At 71.0% G+C, this 16,280-nt stretch carries 19 protein-coding genes and 1 pseudogene; 2 read left to right on the top strand and 18 right to left on the bottom strand.

The window, feature by feature from the left end; translation table 11 throughout:
• Position 1: 1 nt before the first annotated feature.
• From ACSUPT_RS13445 to ACSUPT_RS13370, 16 genes are all read right to left on the bottom strand, one after another.
• Positions 2-1,483, bottom strand: a complete 1,482-nt coding sequence (locus ACSUPT_RS13445) for a phage portal protein (protein WP_436944414.1) — start codon at positions 1,481-1,483, stop codon at positions 2-4.
• Positions 1,470-1,907: an HNH endonuclease signature motif containing protein gene (locus ACSUPT_RS13440; protein WP_436944412.1), complete on the bottom strand. Its 438-nt coding sequence runs from the start codon at positions 1,905-1,907 to the stop codon at positions 1,470-1,472. The genes ACSUPT_RS13445 and ACSUPT_RS13440 overlap by 14 nt, the downstream gene beginning before the upstream one ends.
• A gap of 70 nt (positions 1,908-1,977) precedes the next feature.
• Positions 1,978-3,216 carry a PBSX family phage terminase large subunit gene (locus ACSUPT_RS13435; protein ID WP_436944410.1) on the bottom strand — a complete coding sequence of 413 codons (1,239 nt, stop codon included), beginning with the start codon at positions 3,214-3,216 and terminating at the stop codon, positions 1,978-1,980.
• Positions 3,216-3,662, bottom strand: coding sequence for a helix-turn-helix domain-containing protein (locus ACSUPT_RS13430; protein WP_436944409.1), 447 nt, complete (start codon positions 3,660-3,662; stop codon positions 3,216-3,218). The genes ACSUPT_RS13435 and ACSUPT_RS13430 overlap by 1 nt, the downstream gene beginning before the upstream one ends.
• A gap of 228 nt (positions 3,663-3,890) precedes the next feature.
• Entirely contained in the window at positions 3,891-4,262 is a 372-nt protein-coding gene (locus ACSUPT_RS13425) for a hypothetical protein (protein WP_436944408.1), read from the bottom strand.
• A gap of 62 nt (positions 4,263-4,324) precedes the next feature.
• Positions 4,325-5,677: a hypothetical protein gene (locus tag ACSUPT_RS13420; protein ID WP_436944407.1), complete on the bottom strand. Its 1,353-nt coding sequence runs from the start codon at positions 5,675-5,677 to the stop codon at positions 4,325-4,327.
• Positions 5,678-5,829: 152 nt separating this feature from the next.
• Positions 5,830-6,615 (bottom strand): hypothetical protein, encoded by a 786-nt coding sequence (locus ACSUPT_RS13415; protein ID WP_436944405.1) that lies wholly within the window; start codon positions 6,613-6,615, stop codon positions 5,830-5,832.
• Positions 6,616-6,638: 23 nt separating this feature from the next.
• Positions 6,639-7,085 carry a hypothetical protein gene (locus ACSUPT_RS13410; RefSeq protein ID WP_436944404.1) on the bottom strand — a complete coding sequence of 149 codons (447 nt, stop codon included), beginning with the start codon at positions 7,083-7,085 and terminating at the stop codon, positions 6,639-6,641.
• Complete coding sequence (locus ACSUPT_RS13405; RefSeq protein WP_436944402.1) at positions 7,082-7,261, bottom strand: hypothetical protein; 180 nt, start codon at positions 7,259-7,261, stop codon at positions 7,082-7,084. Before ACSUPT_RS13405 ends, ACSUPT_RS13410 begins: the two co-directional genes overlap by 4 nt.
• A complete protein-coding gene (locus tag ACSUPT_RS13400; RefSeq protein WP_436944401.1) occupies positions 7,258-7,503 on the bottom strand; it encodes a hypothetical protein in 246 nt (81 codons plus the stop codon). The genes ACSUPT_RS13405 and ACSUPT_RS13400 overlap by 4 nt, the downstream gene beginning before the upstream one ends.
• On the bottom strand, positions 7,500-8,333 hold the full coding sequence (locus ACSUPT_RS13395; protein WP_436944399.1) for a zinc finger domain-containing protein: 834 nt from the start codon (positions 8,331-8,333) through the stop codon (positions 7,500-7,502). Before ACSUPT_RS13395 ends, ACSUPT_RS13400 begins: the two co-directional genes overlap by 4 nt.
• Positions 8,330-9,280, bottom strand: coding sequence for a mucin-2 (locus ACSUPT_RS13390; protein WP_436944398.1), 951 nt, complete (start codon positions 9,278-9,280; stop codon positions 8,330-8,332). Before ACSUPT_RS13390 ends, ACSUPT_RS13395 begins: the two co-directional genes overlap by 4 nt.
• Before the next feature lie 181 nt (positions 9,281-9,461).
• Positions 9,462-10,364, bottom strand: a complete 903-nt coding sequence (locus ACSUPT_RS13385; protein ID WP_436944396.1) for a recombinase RecT — start codon at positions 10,362-10,364, stop codon at positions 9,462-9,464.
• Positions 10,361-11,422: a YqaJ viral recombinase family protein gene (locus ACSUPT_RS13380; RefSeq protein WP_436944395.1), complete on the bottom strand. Its 1,062-nt coding sequence runs from the start codon at positions 11,420-11,422 to the stop codon at positions 10,361-10,363. The genes ACSUPT_RS13385 and ACSUPT_RS13380 overlap by 4 nt, the downstream gene beginning before the upstream one ends.
• Positions 11,419-11,694 carry a hypothetical protein gene (locus ACSUPT_RS13375; protein ID WP_436944393.1) on the bottom strand — a complete coding sequence of 92 codons (276 nt, stop codon included), beginning with the start codon at positions 11,692-11,694 and terminating at the stop codon, positions 11,419-11,421. Before ACSUPT_RS13375 ends, ACSUPT_RS13380 begins: the two co-directional genes overlap by 4 nt.
• Positions 11,691-11,858, bottom strand: a complete 168-nt coding sequence (locus ACSUPT_RS13370; RefSeq protein WP_436944392.1) for a hypothetical protein — start codon at positions 11,856-11,858, stop codon at positions 11,691-11,693. The genes ACSUPT_RS13375 and ACSUPT_RS13370 overlap by 4 nt, the downstream gene beginning before the upstream one ends.
• A 208-nt stretch (positions 11,859-12,066) precedes the next feature.
• Between ACSUPT_RS13370 and ACSUPT_RS13365 the strand changes: the two genes are divergently transcribed.
• Complete coding sequence (locus tag ACSUPT_RS13365; RefSeq protein ID WP_436944390.1) at positions 12,067-12,498, top strand: helix-turn-helix domain-containing protein; 432 nt, start codon at positions 12,067-12,069, stop codon at positions 12,496-12,498.
• A gap of 396 nt (positions 12,499-12,894) precedes the next feature.
• On the opposite strand, the gene ACSUPT_RS13360 is transcribed toward ACSUPT_RS13365, so the two are convergent.
• Entirely contained in the window at positions 12,895-14,640 is a 1,746-nt protein-coding gene (locus tag ACSUPT_RS13360) for a recombinase family protein (RefSeq protein WP_436944389.1), read from the bottom strand.
• Between the two features lie 64 nt (positions 14,641-14,704).
• On the opposite strand from ACSUPT_RS13360, the pseudogene ACSUPT_RS13355 reads away from it, so the two are divergent.
• Positions 14,705-15,001, top strand: a pseudogene (locus tag ACSUPT_RS13355) (phosphoribosyltransferase); the annotation flags it as partial.
• 72 nt (positions 15,002-15,073) lie between these two features.
• Here the strand turns inward: ACSUPT_RS13355 and ACSUPT_RS13350 are convergent.
• On the bottom strand, positions 15,074-16,009 hold the full coding sequence (locus tag ACSUPT_RS13350; protein WP_436944387.1) for a Yip1 family protein: 936 nt from the start codon (positions 16,007-16,009) through the stop codon (positions 15,074-15,076).
• Positions 16,010-16,280 lie beyond the last annotated feature (271 nt).

Raw genomic sequence — 16,280 nt, 5'->3', positions numbered from 1 at the left:
GTCAGGCGAGGGCGCCGGCCTGCATGGGGTCGGGCACGGCGGCGCCAGTCTCGACGAGGATGCGGTCGACCTCGGCCCGCACGGCGTCGTCGTCCCAATCGGGGTGCAAGATGCGCACCCGCGTGTCGACGCTCGCGGCCTGTGCCTGTGCGAGCAGCGACAGGGTTTGGGCGACGCTGGTCGGGTCCTCGCTCACCCCGTCGCCGAACGCCACGCGGGGCCGCTCGACGACGAGCGAGGGAGTGAACAGCCGGCGGTCGAGCATGAGCGCCACGTGCAGGATGTCGGCGAGGGCCGGCGCCCAGTACCGGGCTTTCTTTGCGCGGGTGGTCATGCTGCGCCGCATCCGGGCCTTGACCTCGGTCGCGGTCACCGCGCCCTGATCGTCCATGCCGAACGTGGCTGGCGAGTAGCCGGCGGACTGTACCGCCTGGCGCACGATCGCGTCGGACGTCGCCTGATGCTCGGCGACCCTGATCGCGAACTGCGACAAGGTGATGCCGGCGCCCTCGGTGGGCGGGATGGACAGAGCGGCCCAAATCTCGCGGTCGTCGTCGAAACTCGCGCCGCGCCCGGGGCCGTGGTCGCGTAGGTAGGCGTCCGGCACGATCAGCCGCGCGCGGGCGAGCCTGATGTCGCGCAGCCAACTCGACCAAGTTTCGTCAAGCGCGTCCATCAGGTCATGCAGGGGCGCGTCGTAGTCGGACCGTCCGAACGGGCTGCCGCGGTGGCGGCGGTTGGGCAGCACGTTGGGCACGTACGCCGCGGTGAGCGCGTCAACGCCGGTCGTGATGGTGTCACCCTCGGCGTCGAGGGAGTCGACGAGGCCGGCCGTTTCGGGGTGCTCGGTGAGCGGCACGCGGGTGCCGACGTGGTCGGACGTCCCCTGATACAGCGCGTGGACGATACGCCCGCGCTCGTGCCGTTCGAAGTGGCGCCATACGGTGTCGTTGTGGCTACCGGGCAGCTCCCGCCAGAACGTGACGGCGCGCAGCATCCCGTACGAGAACTCGGGCAGCGCCTTGTCGGGGTGCATGACGGTGATCAGCGGCCGGGCAACGAGTCCGGCATCCCAGGTGACCCGGAGGAACGTTCCTCCGAGCGCGGCCCCGACCTCGGCCGCCTCAAGCAACGTGTTCGCCAGCCCCCCGGCCTCGGCGATGTCTTCGAGCCGGCCCTGCGTACCGGTGTCCGCCACGGTGAGCGCGAGGGGCTCGGCGAATAGCAACTCGGCCGAGGCCGAGGCGATGTCGCCGGCGAGGGGGATGTGCAGCCGGCCGTCGTCCCCCTTGGTCCGGTCTGCCGAGCGGTTCCGGGCCCACAGTCGGCGCCGGCCGTCGCTGCGGCGCTGCGGCCCGGTGCGGTAGACCTCGGCGAGCCGGCGCCGGTCGCCCGAGTACCACGCGTCATTGACGGCGATCTCGCGGTACAGGGTGGACAGGTGGGGCGGCGGCCACGGGGCGGCGTTCTCAGGCAGGGACACGCGTCACCCCCTGTCTGCGTCGAGCGCGCTCGCGCGCGGCGGCGCGGCACTTGCGGCACTTCCGGGTGCCGTTGCCGGCCCGGTAGGTGTTGGCGCGGTCGAATTGGTGACCTCGGATGCAAGCGGTTTGCCGCGCCCGAGCGGCGGCGTGCGACTCGCCCCGCAGCACGTTGGTTCGCTGCGTCACGGCGTCGAGGTGGTCGGGGTTGACGCACCCGCGGTTGCGGCACAGGTGGTCAATCACGAGGCCCTCGGGTATCGGCCCGACTATGGCCTCGTAGGCGACGCGGTGCGCGTACTGGCGCTCGCCGGCGATCGAGATACGGGCGTACCCGTTCGGCATCAGGTAGCCGGTCCACTGCCAGCAGCCGGCGGGGGTGTCGACGACGTGCGCGAGGAAACGGTCGGTCCAGTCGGCAGACATGCCTCACCCCCCTTCGGCACGTGCTGGGCCCCGAGCGCCATCGCGGGGCGCCGGGGCGGTGGTTGGGGGACTAGGCGGCCTGCGTCAGCAGGTGGCGCCACTCGTGCGCGGTGCTGTGCAGCACGTAGCGGGCGGCGTCGACCGAGTGATCGTTCGCCTTGATCGGCTGGTCTTCGCCGCGGGCGGCGGCCTCTTCCGACCACGCGTACTCGGGCAGCTCGTCGAGCAGCCCCTCGCACGAGCGATGGATGAGCAGCAGGCCGGCGTCGAGCGCGTTCGACATGCTGCGGATGCCGTCGAGCACGCTGTTATCGGCCCGCGCGACGCCGGGGTGCCCATCGGCCCAGAGCTGCGCCGAGAAGCTCGTCGCGCTCGGGTCCACGAACGTCCACTCAGGCTCGACGCCGAGCTCGGACAGCCACCTACGGACGGCGGCGCTGTACTGCGCATCGGTCATCTGCCGATGCCGCGCGCGGGAGTCGTACCGCCACTCGGCACACGCGTACAGCCGGTCGTCGTCGCCGAGGCCGAGCAGCACCGCGGAGAAAGGCGCGGTCGTGCCGTAGTCGATGCCGAGCCAGTGCCGGCGCATCGCCGGCAGCTCGTCGACGACGTGCCGCTGCTCGTCGTACATGTCGTAGATCGCGCCCTCGGCGACCACCCAAGCCCCGTCGATCATGCGCCGGCGCCACAGGCCGGTGTACTCCGCGGACAGGGCGGCGACGTAGGCCGGTGACAAGCTCGGGTTGTCGGCGAGGCGGAAGTGCCATTCGGCGAGGTCCAGCTCGCCGGCCCGATCTAGGTAGCCCTTACGCAGCCAATGCCGCGGCGAGTCCGGGTTCGTAGTGCACAGCAGCCTCGCCCCGGGTACGGACAGTCGCGCGAGCAACTGCACGAAAAACGGCTCGGGTACGAGGGTGACCTCGTCGACGTAGGCCAGGCAGGCAGTCGCGCCGCGTAGCCGGCCCTCGGCGCGCGCATCGCTCGCGCCGATCAGGTGCACGGTGCGGCCGAGGATATTTGCGACGGTCGCGCCGCGGGTGTGCCGGATCTCCGAGGCGACGTCCGCCCCGAAAAGCGCGGGGTCGGACAGCGCCTCGATGATGTTCCGCTCGATCGTCTGCAAGCTGCGCCCGCACAGCAGGATCAACCCGCTTGCCGGCGCTCGCCGGATCGCCAGCAGGAACGCCAGCAGAGAGGCGACGGTCTTTCCCGACCGCACGCTGCCGTGCCATATCGAGATACGGGCGGTGAACGACTCGCGGATGCTGCGCAGTTGCTTGTCGGACAGGGGGAGAGGCGCGGGCATCACACCCCCTCGCGGTCACCTCCAGCCGGCCCGATCAGGGCGTCGGCGAGGCGGTCGAGCATCGAGGCGCCGGCGCTCCCGGTGCCGGTCTGGCGGGCGAGCTCGGAAACGCGGGCGTGTACCTCGGTGAGCGCGCGGGCGGCAGTGGCACGGTCGCGTGCGTCGCGGGCGGACTCGGCGCCGCCGGCCTGCTCGACCTGTCGCAGCGCCCCGTCGAGGGCCTCGTCGGCGAGCAGCTCGCGGCGCGCGGCAGCATCAGCTCGGCGAGCCTCGGTCGCCGCGGCGACTCGGGCGCCCCCGGTGAAGGTGAGCCCCTCCTCGCGGGCGATCTTGCTCACGGTGGCGGCACTGCGCCCGATGCTCCGGGCGATCTGGTTACGCGACTGGCCCTCGGCGTGCAGCCGGCGAACTGCCTCGCGATCTCGCTCGCGGATCGGCTCGGCCATGGCATCACCTCCCCACGGGCATGGGAACGCCCCGCCGCAGAAGGGGATGCGGCGGGGCGTGATGGGGGTCGTTGTTTCCGGGCACGCCGGAGGCGCCCCCAACATTAGGTCACAGATTGATAACGGCGCAAGCCTGTTCGAGCCCGAGATAGCCTGTACGCAGCCCGGGCGGGGGTTGCTCCCGCCCCACGGTTAGGGCCCTCGTCGTGTGGAGCGGCGGGGGCCTGCTTACTTCTCCGCAACGGCCTTGCGCTCCCGCAGAATGCGCGAGACGTACGACGACGAGCAGTCGAGGACGGTCGCGATATCGGTCGCGTTCATGCCCTCGCGTTCGTGCGCGGCGATGATCAGGCGCGGCGTCGCTTCCTCGGCGAGCTTGTACGCCCGACGGATGCGGCCGGCCTCGGCGAGGGTGAGTTCACCGGCCGTTCGCTCCGGTCCATGCTGCGCGGCGACGTCGCGCAGCAGCGCGGCGCGTTCCTCGGCGGCCTGCTGCTGCGCGCGTTCCTTCTCGGCCTCGAACGCGTCCACGAGTTCGGCAATCCCTGCCAGCAGGCGCCCGCGGGGCGAGTCGTCGCTGAACTGCTGCTCGGTGGTCATCGTGTCTGTGTCTCCGGTCGCGACGTGGTCCGCCCCGGAAATGCCGGGGCGGACCGATCGTGTCAGACGAACAGGGCGCCCTGCTCGACGTCCCCGCCGAGGTCGAACAGCGCATCGCCGGCCGGCGCCTGCTCGGCTGCGATCCATCCCGTCCGCCAGGTGCCGACGGCCTCGGCCGCGGCCCCGACGACGTCCTGCTCGCCCGCGGCGGCCTCGATCTGCTCGGGCTGCTTCTCGCCCGTCCAGTGGCACCAGTGGCACCCCTTGCCAGAGCACTCCGGGCACTGGTCCTCGGCCGGCACGGCGTTGCACTTCTCGCACGTGTCGACCTGCTGCTCGTCGTCGCGGTGCTCGACGCACAGCAGGTCCCACAGATACAGCGGGTCGCCGGCCGGCGCGTCCTCCTCGGCGTTCATCTCAGCGGCCCGATTGGCGGCCTGCACAGCGCAGTCGAACGCCTCGACACATCCCTCGTCGCTGAACACGCCGGCGTCCTGGTTGGGCTGCTTACGGGCACAGGCGGTGATCGGGTCGCCGGACACGCCCGGGCGGACGGCAATCCGGTGCAGGCACTCGGGCGCGGCCGGCTCGACAGCGGCCGGCGCCGTGCGCGTGTCGCGGATCGCCGGGCGCCGCAGCCACGTCCACGGGTCGACCAGCGCGCCGGGGACTCGTTCGGCCGGGGCCGGCTCGACCGCGGCGGCCGTTGTCTGCGGGGCGGTCGCGGCGGTCTCGGCCGGACGGCGCGCGAAGACACACTGCGAGCTGCGCAGCATGGGCTCGACGGTCCACCCTGCCCGCTCGAACCGCATCGCCAGGATTTCAAGGCACGTGCCGTTCACCGGCTCGTCGTGGCGGACGATGCGCCCCCCTTCCAGCCAGTAGGCAGCAACGCGCCCGCCCCCGCGCGGTTCGAGCATGAACCCGCGCACCTCGACCTCGGCCTCGGTCGGCGCCTTCACGTCGTGGTGGTCGGTGAGCGCGGCCGGCTTGAGCTGGGTAAGGGCGGCGCGGCCCGCGACCACGTCGGGGTGGGTGAAGTTGCTCGGGGTGCTGCCCTCGGTGACGCCGGCGTGCTCGACGATCACGCCCTCGACGATGCGCTGCTCGGCCTCGACGCGCTCGGCGTCGGCCTGCTCGACGGTCTCGGCGAGGGCGACCGCGGCGGCGGCGAGGGGAGAGGCGTCGGCGAGGCGGCGCGCCTCGGCGCGCTTCTCTGCGGCGCGGTGGCAGGGGGCGCACAGCTCGTGCCCCTTGGCGAACAGGGCGGCGGCTTCCTCGGCGGACAGGTACGCGGTGATCCCGCGACCGCACAGACCGTCGTCGTTGCTGGGCGAGTAGTGCACGCGCTTGCCCTTGCCGATCACGGCGTACCGCACGTCGGCCTGCTCGGTGAACGTCTGCTCGTGCTCCATGGGGGTTGCTCCCGCGGGTTGTTGGGTGCCGGGTGGAGGCCGGCGGAACGAGGTTCAACCTAGCCAATCTGAACTGAGTTCACAAGAGTTGACGTGAACTCAGTTCAATTCGTGTGGTGTGAACCTCGCCCGCCGGCATGGGGAGTTGAGCGCTACGCCGCGGCCGGCCCTACCGCCCCGGGCTGCTCGCCCTCGGTGAGCGCAGCGACGAGCAGCAGCAGGTCGGCCCACTCCCATACGCGCCGGCCGTACCGGTCGACGTCCACGGGCGCCGGGCACTCGGCCCCGGTCGAGCAGGTCACGGTCGGCGCCTGCTCGGGCCCGGTGTGCAGGGTGAGCTCGCCGGCGCACCACGGGCACGGGCGATCCGGCAGGGGGGTGTGCCGCTCGTCGAGGCTGAGGGCGCGCAGCAGCCGGCCCTCGACGCTGCGGGCGGTGCGCCGGGCCTCGTGCAGCAGGTACTCGGGCAGGGTGCCGAACGGGGCGGCGACGAGGGCGCCGTGCTCGTCGAGCTCGGGTTCGGTGTCCTCGTCGAGCGCGCGGCCCTCGACCCACACGCACGCGAAGTGCAGCCCGTGCGCGCGGCTGCCCGGGCCGCGGTCGGTGGCGGGGCGCCACAGGCGAGGGTCGTCGCCGGCGGTGTGCTGGACTGCGGCGGCGAGGGTGTCGGCGAGGGCGAACACCTGCCGCTCGATAGCGAGGCCGGCGTCGAGGGCGCCAACGTTGAGCGGCGCGGGGTGCTCGCGCAACACCAGGGGGGCGCGGTCCTCGACGACGAGCTGCTCGTCGTCGCCGGCGCGCAAGGTGTGCGCAAGCTGCCGCGGGGGCCACACATCGGCCGGCGGCGTCTCGATGGCGAGCAGCAGCTCGCCCCACAGCTCCCGGACGGTGCGCAGCGCGTCGGCAGTCTCGCGACGGGCAATGGCGGCGGGCGTCATCGGTGGTGCTCCCTGGGGGTTGGTCAGTGGGCGGTGTCGTCGAGGGCCTGCTCGGGCGTGAGCTCGCCCTCGCACAGGTGCCGGATCGTTTCGGCGAGGTGCCATCCGTCGCCGGGCAGGTAGTCGCCGAGGGCGCCGGCGAGCTTGGCCGCGGTGGCGAGCCGCTCGGCCTGCTCGTCGCGCTCGGTCTCGGTCTCGACGATTGCCTGCTCGGCGGCCTCGATCCGCTTGTGCAGCCGCATTGCTGCTGCCTGCTGTCCGCCGGCGCTGCGCCGGAAGGTGTCGTTCTCGGCGACCTCGGCCTCGACGTCGCTGCGGAGCTGGGCGCAGTCCTCGGGGGTGAGCACTCCGCGGTCGGCGCGGGCGAGCAGCAGCCGGAAGCGGTCGCGGCGGGCGTCGCGTTCGGTCTCGCGGGCGGCGATCCGGCCACGGCGAGAGTCGGCTCGGGTGCGGGTGGTGCGGGTGTTCATCGGTCCCCCTCGTTCAGTGCGGTGCAGGTGATGCAGTGCGGCGGGCAGGCGCCGCGGGTGTCGGCCGGGTGTCGGCGTAGCGGGCCCGGGTCTCGTCGGCACGCGAGCCGGCCGAGCGGTACGCCCGAGACGACGAGCAGCACGACGAGCGCGGCGGCGAGAACGGCGGTCGTCATGGGGTCGGGTCTCCGTTCGTTCGGGTACGGCGGGTGAGCCGAGCGACGAGGCGCCGAGCGCGCGAGGTCTCCCGCGCGCGAGGCGCGACCGGTCGCGCGTCCCGGGTGACGGTGATCTGCCATCCGTCGCGGGCGAGGCGGTCGAGCAGCTCGGATGCGGTGATCGTGGCGAGGTGCGGGTGCACGTCGAGTGCGTCGGTCAGGTGGGCGGCGATGGTGGCTCGGGCGGCGTTGGGGGTCATGCGCGGAGTCCTCCGGTCGTGTGGCGGGCGCGTGCGGTGCGCGGCTGCGGCGGGGTGCTCATGAGGCGGGCGAGGTCCTGCTGCTTGTCCTCGTCGTCCTCGGCGTCCGGGGCCGGCGCGAGGGCGGCACGGATGCGCGCGGGGTGAGGCTCGGGTGCGGTGCACTGCTGGCCGGGGCCTGCCTGGCACTCGGGACAGGTGGCGTAGGCGACCGCGTACGCGTCTCGGCGACTCGCGTGCACTCCGGTGCGCAGCTCGGCGCCGCGCGATCCCTTGCACAGGTGTCGACGGCTGGCTCGGCACTGCTCGTTCGGGCAGTCGACGGCGAGCTCGACGAGGGCGGCGCGCTTACCGCTGAGCGGGGCGCGGACCTCGGCTTTGCGCTCGGGAGTGATGTACGGGGCCGGCTCGTCGTCGACGGGACGGCCGATGCCGGCGACAAGGGCGAGGACCTTGCGCGGCGGGGCGGCGTCGAGTGCCTGCCCGATGGAGCGGGCCGGCAGGGTGCCGTCGGCCGCGGCAGAGATCTGTGCGCGGCGCCGCGCGGTGAACTGGGCGCCGGTCTCGTACGCGCCCTGCGGGGGTTCGTAGACGGGGTGGGCGGCGCCGATGCGGTCGGCACGGATGCGGGCCCGGATCTTCCGCACGTGGGCGGGGGTGATCCACTCCTCGGTACGGCCGTAGTGGTCGGCGACGGCGTCGCGGGTGTCGTCGTCGAGGGGGACGTCGCGCAGCGCGTAGGCCCATGCGCGGGCGTCGGCCTCGCCGATGGTGCGGCGGTCGAATGCTGCGCACAGGGTGAGCAGCTCGGCGGCGTCGGCCGGGGTCATGATGTGGCCTCCTGTTCGCGGAGTCGGGCGGCGAGGTCGAGTCCGTCGCGCACGCGCTGATCGGTGGTTGAGGGGCGGCCGGCCTTGAGCGGCACGACGTTGGGGCCGCGGCCGGTGTCGGGCGCGTGGGCGGGCATCGACGGGAGGGAGCGCCAGCCGGCGAGGAAGTACCGAGCCGAGCGGGGGCGGGTGCGGGCGGCCTGCCAGGCTCCGCCGGCGTGGTCGACGAGAACGGCGACGCCGCAGCGTTCGATCAGGGCTTGCAGCAGCACCCACTCGCCCGGGGCGAGCTCCCATGAGACGACCATTCCGGCGGCGCTCATGGCGTCGACGAGGGGTCGCACAGGCTCGGCGATCCGAGGTTCGGCGGAGCTAGCTTGTTTCCCTCCACTTCCGTAGGAAGTGGAGGGGTAAGGCTTGGTGTTGGCTTGGGGGCCTGTGACACCCTCCGCAGCGTCACGCCGTGACAACTCCTCTTGACCTGCGCTCTCGCCCTGAAACGGGGGTTCGGTTCGGTCGGCATTCGGCGTCGGACCGTGGGCGTTTCGCTCACGATCCGCGGCCGATTCGTCGACGGTCCGCGTGCTGTTCGCGCGCGTTCGGCTCTTGGCCTTGCGCTCTGCGGCGGCGGCGCGGTTGGCCTCGACCTGGGCGCGGGTGGCGTTGCGACCGGACTCGAAGAAGTCGTGCACGACGTAGTCGCCCGGGGCCGGCTGCGCACAGCGGGGGCAGTCGTGCCCGTGCTCGTGCCACAGGCCGACCGAGACGAGCTTGCGGGCCTGCGGGGCGGTGCCGTACTGCTTGGCGACGGCCCCGGGCACGTGTCCCTCGGTGAGGTGCTGCGCGGAGTAGGCGCCGCAGCGCAACCAGAGTCCAAGAGCCGCGTTGCCGGCGGCGATGAACTTCGGGTGCATGTGGCTGGAGTCGTCGATCTTGAGCCACGCCACGGCGCCGGCCCTCCTTACGGTGGTGGTGGGGTGTCGGGTTCGGGGCGGCCGGCGAGGGCCGCGGGGGTGTGCAGGGGGCACCGGTAGCCGGTCAGGTAGCGGCGGGCGCCCGGGGCGCCGCAATAGCGGCGCCTCGTCCCGTCCCAGTGCCGGCACCGGTAGGCGATGGCCGGCCGGCGGATCACTGCGCGGCGGCCTCGGCGACGGCCGGCTCGGCGGCCTCGGGCCAGCCGGCGAACTGTTCCGGTACGTCCTCGACAGTCGCGTGCTCGGCGCCCTCGGCGGCCGGCCGCTCGACGATCTCGCCCTCGATGTAGTCGCCGGGGGCGTCGAGCCCCTCGGGTGACGGATCGCGGCGCACGGTCTCGTCGTGCGCGACGGCACGGGCGAGCTCGGCAGACTTCGGCAGCAGCTTGAACAACTGCCGTACGGCGGTCTTCCGGGCCATGGCGTCGTAGTCGGTCGCCCACGGGCCAAAGTCCTTGGCCTTGCTGCGCTTACGGATCGCCTCGACGTCGTCGACGTCCAGCACGACGAACGCCGAGCCGCCGTTAGTGAGCCGAGCCACCGCGTAGTAGTGCGTCGGCTGTCCCTTGGCGCTGCCCCGGGCCGGCCGATGCTTCAACACAGGGGTGAGGCCGTACTCGTACTCGAACTCGTCACCCTCGAACACGGTGTGCGTGTCGAGGCCGGCGGCGAGGGGATGCTGCCAGTACAGCTTGATCATGCCCTGATACCCGAGCACGAGCTGCACCTCGTACGTGCGCTGCTTCCGGTTGAAGAACGGCAGCAGGTACGCCTCGCCCGAGACGCCGCCCGGTTCGAGGCCGAGCTGCGCACAGGTCATCAGGGCGCCGGCGAACGACTCGCGGCTGCACTCGGCGAGGTGCTCGACGCGGCGCAGCTCGGTAAGCGCGATACGGGCGATCCGATCGGCGCCCCCGAGGTGGGCCGGCAGCGCGCGCTCGATCTCCGGGCGCATCTGCTGCACGAACTGCACAAGGGTGGCGGGCTGGGGTCGGTTGGTCTGGACGGCGGGGCGGTTGGCGTTCTTGGCTGCGACTCGCTCGGCGAGGTTGCTCACGCTGCGGCGTTCTCCTTGGGCACAACGAGGCGTCGCGCACGGTGGGCGCGGAACTCGTCGGGGTGCTCGGCGGCGATGCGGGCGGTATCCAGCGCATCGACGCTGTGCGTGTACTTGGCTGCGAGCTCGGGGTGAGCCGCGGTGAACCGTTTCTGCGAGAGTGGGCCGTTCTGCTTCCACGTGAACGCGACCCGGTCCTGCACCTTGACGACCTCGGCCTCGCCGGCAACGGCCTTGAGCCGGTTGTCGACCTCGCGCAGCTCGTCGACGACCCGCTGCTCGCGCGCCTTGAGCTCGCGCCGGCGCTCCAGCAGCGGCAGCACCTCGGCCGGATCGGCAACCGTCACGGCGCCGGCCTTGACCTCGTAGAGGTGCCCGAGCAGTTCCTCGGTGGCCTCGCTGCCATCGACGGCGGGCGGCCGGCGGTCGAGCACTCCCTGCCAGAACTCGCCGAGGATCTCGACGAGGTGCTCGGCGAGGCCCTCGTCGCGCTCCACCCGGTGAATCAGCAGACGGTTACCGCCGAGCAGCGCGGCGACGTACGCGTGCGAGTAGCCCGTCACCGCGAGGTACCAGTGCGTTTGCAGCGCCGGCCCGTCCGGTACGCCGAGCAGCCACTCGTCGAGCTGAAAGGCCGAGCGAGTCTTGATCTCCAGCAGGCTGGACGGTGTCGACTCGCCCTCGTCGAGCACGTACCGGTCGACGTTGGCGAGCATCCACCGGTGCTTGACGTGGGCCAGGGTGCCCGGGCCCTCGACGACTCCGAGGCCGGATCGCTCGGCGAACACGCGGGCGATCGTTGGCTCGTGCGCCAGTCCCCAGAACGCGGCCTCTTCGAGGTCCGGGTGCTGCGGGCGGTCGAGCGGCAGCTCGCCGACCTTGTCGAGGTAGACCTCAAGCGGCGACGTGTACTTGCTCATGCCGAGCACCGCGGCGACTTCCGATCCGCCGATGCCCGTACGGCGCACCTTGAGCCACTGCTCGCGGTCGAGACTGGCCGGGGCGACGACGACACCCGTCGGCGTCACGAGCGCCGGCTGCGCGGACGTGGTTGTCACGGCTGCTCGCCCACGTAGCGGGCGTACACCCGGTGCTCGGTGCGCCCGCCCACGGTGACCGTGCGGGCGACAGCCTCGAACGATCCCGCCGGCGCGTAGGCGGGCAGGCGCGCATCGCGGATCGCCTGTGCGGCAGAGGCCGCTCGGGGCAGAGTGTCGGGCCGGCGGACGACACCCCACACCCGTGGGTGCGCCCGCAGCTCGCGGGCGATCCTGGTGTGCTTCGTGTTGCGCTGCGCCGGCGGCGGACCAACGAACTCAACCTCGCTCACGTGCTGTTCTCTCCTCGCGCTGCGGACTGCTGCTCGGCACGCTCGGCGCGTACCTGATGGACAAGAGGGGCGAGGACGCGCCGCACGAGCTCGACCTGCTCGTCGGTCGGCTCGGGCCAGTCCTCGGGGTTCGCCAGCGTCGGCGGCGTCTGTGCTGTGGCCACGGCTCCCCCTTCCGTTGTGTTCCACAATTCGAACAGCCATGGGGGCGAAGTACCCGAAAGCCCCCGTCCGACTGTTGCAGTACTCGAACACTCGCAACCGTAAGCGGCCTGAAACGGCACGTCAACGCAGTTCCAGGTGTGCGGATTTCGTTGATCGCTGGTTAGATGAGAGTGTTCGAGTTTTGCAACAAGAACGGGAGTGAGAAGCGTGTCGGAGACCGGCACCCCAAGTTGGCCCTTTGGCACCCCTCTGGGCGACCTCGTCCGCGAGGTGATGGCAGAGACGGGCCTCTCGTACCGCAAGCTCGCCGAGAAGGCGGTCGACCCGATGACCGAGGAGCGGGTCGGCCACACGACCATCTATCGGATAGCCAAGGACGAACGCGTACACGTCGGCCCGGGGATGGTGGGGGCCATGGCGAAGGCTCTTGGGAAGCCCGAGCGCCAGGTGCGCATCGCAGCGTCGCAGCAGTATTGCGGACTGGTCGCGGACGACCCGTTCAAGGCCAGCACCGATGAGTCGACGGTCGTCGTCGTCCACGCGCCCGGCATGGGACGCCAGGACATGCCCAAGGTCGAGAACCTGCTCAGGCGGTACGCCGCGGGCGAACTGCCTCGGGAACTGACGGACGATGATTGATCGTTGGACATGTCAGTAGCGCAACGTGGTATGCGAGTGACCTGGGGTGGTGTGCGGAGTAAGGTAGTCCGGGCCCCGTGACTCGGGCATATGTTCGAGTCATGGGTGAGCCATGCCAACAGGGGGGCAACCTTGATCCGCGTAAACCGCCGCCAACTGGACACAGGAGCAATCGCAGTCGTCCGCGCAACCCGAGACGGACTGACGATCGACGTAGACGGCCGGCACATCACCCCCACAGGCGCCGCCGGCCTAGAACAAGCGCTCAACGGCCTTGCCCCCCACCCTGGCCCGGACAAGCGATCGGACTCTGACGAGGGCAGACCCGACCGCGACTGAGCGACACGAAGGGGCCGCGCGGCACACGCCGCGCGGCCCCTTCCCCATCCAGCAGACTTACGCCGCCGTGGTCACCTCGGACTGCTTGGTGACCGTCGGATGCAGCGACTTACGAACCACCGTCACGTACGACTCGATCGGAACACCCGCACGGCTGTGCCGTCCCTTGCCGACCGGGTGCAGCTTGACTTCGAGCAGCGACTCGACGATCAACCGCTGCTGGGCAACCTTGAGCTGCGGCCACGCCTTCTCGATCTCCGAGCGCGACGCGCCGGCAAGATCCGCGACCACACTCGGCGCCCGAAGCGCCTTCGCGTCCGCCTCGGCCTTCGCGATCTTCGGAAGTAGCCTTCCTTCCATTGCTGCGAGGCTCTCGGCCGAGAGCTCGCCCTCGGCGGCCTTGTCGCGGAACTCTTCCAACCGGGCCGTGAGCAGCTCAGCCTCGGCCTTGGCGTTGGCGATCTTCTCTTGCAGTTCCTCGTCGCCCTTGGTGTACGCCTCGACGAACGCCGGCGAGGCGAGCCAGTCGAACAGCACCCCGAGCACGTACTCGTCGATCGGCGCCTGCTTGCTGCTCACGTGGTACCCCTTGGCGCCGTTCTTCCCGGGCGTCTTGCACTGGTAGTTCAACCCGTAGTCGGTGTGCTCCGACACAACGGGGATCTTGCACACCGCGCAACACATGATCGACGACAGCAGGTACTTAGCGACGCCGGGGCGCGAGTTGCTCGGCTTACTCGCCTTCGCTTCAACGAGCGCCGCGCACTTGGCGTATACCCGCGGAGGCACGATCTTGGGCCATGCCTCCTCGTTCGTCACGGTGCCGTAGTGCGTACGTGCCCCTGTGTACCGAATATCTGTCGCGTAATCCTTGATCGTGGCACCGTGCCAGACAGCGGCGATCAGAGGCTCGTCGCGCTCGTTGAAATCACGCGCGATTGTCAACTCGTCGTCGCCGGCGGCGAGACGCTCGACTGCCTCGCACCAAAGCGGCTCATGTGCCGGATTCTCCGGCTTGAACTTCGCGAGGCGCGCAACCATGCCCTTAGTCCATCGCAGGGCCGGCGCGGGAACGCCTCGATCCTGCAAGTCCTTAGCAATCGCCCTGTACGGCTCCCCGTTCGCGACACGCTTACTGATTTCTAGAACGATCGGCGCCTGCTCCGGGTCCTTTTCGACTCGCACGAATGCGCCGGTCTTCTCGTCGTAGACGCGCCGGTACCCATACGGCGTGATGCCGTGCGGGCGACCCGTGATTGCGTTCGCGCGCAACGTACGCATGATGTTGTCGCGCAGCTCGTCGACCTCGCGCTCACCGAGCAGTGCGTCGAGGCCCGTGCGGAATCGGTCGTCCTTGTTCGACAGGTCGTAGACCTTGCCGCCATAGCACCAGAGAACGCCATGCGTCGCACAGGCATTGCGCAACCGGGTGTAAACCTCTAGGTCACGCTGGAGGCGGTACGCCCCCCACGCGAGGACGATGTCGAGTTTGCCAGTCTCGATCCACTCAATCATTCGCTCGAACTCCTCGCGCTCGCGTTCGCGGAAGCGAGAAGCCGAACGGTCATCGTCGATGAAGTCCTCAACGATGTTCACGCCGAGGCGGTCGGCGTCACCTTGCGAGGCGTCGAGCTGCTCGCGCACCGAGAAGCCTCGGCGCGCGCTCTTGCCGCGGTACGCGCTCTTACGCGCGTACCTGCCACCGCGCAAACCGGAGAGTGAGCGAGAACCCTCGCCCCCAACGCCGGTAAGGACAAGAGAGCGAGGAACCTCGCTCTGAGCTGCGACAACGGTAGTCGTCATGTAGCCCCCTCGTGTTCAAGACTATGTCTTGCGAGGGGCCACGCCCAGCGATTACCGGTACGTACTCGGCACTACGCTGGAGATGCCGGTCATGCTGGCGCCCGTCCCGAACGCGATCGACTTCAGCAACAAGAAGGTCCTCATCGCCGACGACGTCGCCGACACGGGCAAGACGCTGAAGCTCGTCCACGACTTCTGCCTCGACCACGTCGCCGAGGTCCGCTCCGCGGTGATCTACGAGAAGTCCCAGTCGCTCGTGAAGTGCGAGTACGTCTGGAAGCGCACCGACGACTGGATCAACTTCCCGTGGAGCGTCGAGAAGCCCGTCGTGCGGCGCTCCGGACAGGTCCTCGACGCCTGACCGCCGAGGCCCGGACACGGGCGAGGGCCCGCGACCGTCACCGGTCGCGGGCCCTCGCCATGCCCCGTGCCCCTACAGGGTGCCGAGCTTGATCAGGGACAGCAGCGCCACCAGCTGGATCGCCGACGCGCCCAGCGCCTTCGGCCACGGCAGGTCGTGGGACTTGCTGACCATCGACGTGAACAGCGCGCCCGCCGCCACCCACGACAGCCAGCCGATCACCTGCACCAGCGGGTTCTCACCGCCCAGGAACAGCGCGAACAGCAGACGCGGGGCGTCCGTCATCGACATGATCAGCATGGACAGGCCCACGGTCGGCTGCCACGCCCCGTCGCCGCCCAGCTGGCGGGCGAGGGTGTGGGTCACCGCCCCCAGGATCAGACCGCCCACGACGAACATCAGGGCGGTGATCAGCACGGCGGGCACGGCCGTCGAGAGGGTGGAGTTGATCGTCTCCTCGCGCGCCTTGTCGAAGCCGAACAGCGCCAGCAGGCCGTAGACGAAGGTGACCACCAGCGCCGGCGCCCACACGGCGTGGTCGCGCATCTGCCAGAACGTGGGCCCCGGGCGCATCACGATGCCGCTCAGCAGCCGCTGCCACGGCAGGCGCGGCCCCGAAGGCGCGGCACCCGCCTGGTGGGTCTCCGCAGGGCCGTACGGGTCGTCGTGGATGCTGAACACCTGGGTGTGACCCGGATTGTTCGCGGCGTGCGCGTGGGGCGCGTACGGCTGCTGCTGCCCGTGGTGCGGGTGCTGCCCGCCGTGGTGCGGTTGCCCGTGGTGCGGTCCGCCGTGGTGAGGCGCGCCGTGCTGCTGGTACGGGTCGCCGAAGTACTCCGGCTCGCCGTGCGTGCGGCCGTCGCGCGACCACTGCTGCGGCGACGCGTACGACGGCGGCGCGGGCGGGGTGCCGTTGCCGTACTGCCCCTGCCGCGTCTGCGGGGGCTGCTGCCCTTGTTGGTGCGGGGTGCGGTTGTCCCGGCCGCGTCCGATCCTGAATCCAGCCACGTCAACGAACGTACCCGGTCCGGAGGGTGGGGACCTACCCGGCCGGGTGACAGGGCGTCATTGCTGCTGAGCTGTGACATCCCCTAGTTGGGGTCCCTTAGGGGGCGGGGGAGGCGCGCGGGGCGTGGCGGGGCCATGAAGGGCGTGGCGGGAGGAAGGGCGTGGCGGGAGGCGGCGAGGGGCGTACGGGGAGGTGAGCCCGGCGTACGCGGAGGGGGCCGGGCCGCCCCACGGCCCCGTACGTGAGCCGCGCGCCCCGTGGCCCGTACCG

This window comes from Streptomyces sp. SudanB25_2051 (assembly GCF_964272635.1).
GTDB lineage: Bacteria > Actinomycetota > Actinomycetes > Streptomycetales > Streptomycetaceae > Streptomyces.
This window is presented reverse-complemented; position numbering and strand designations above follow the sequence as displayed.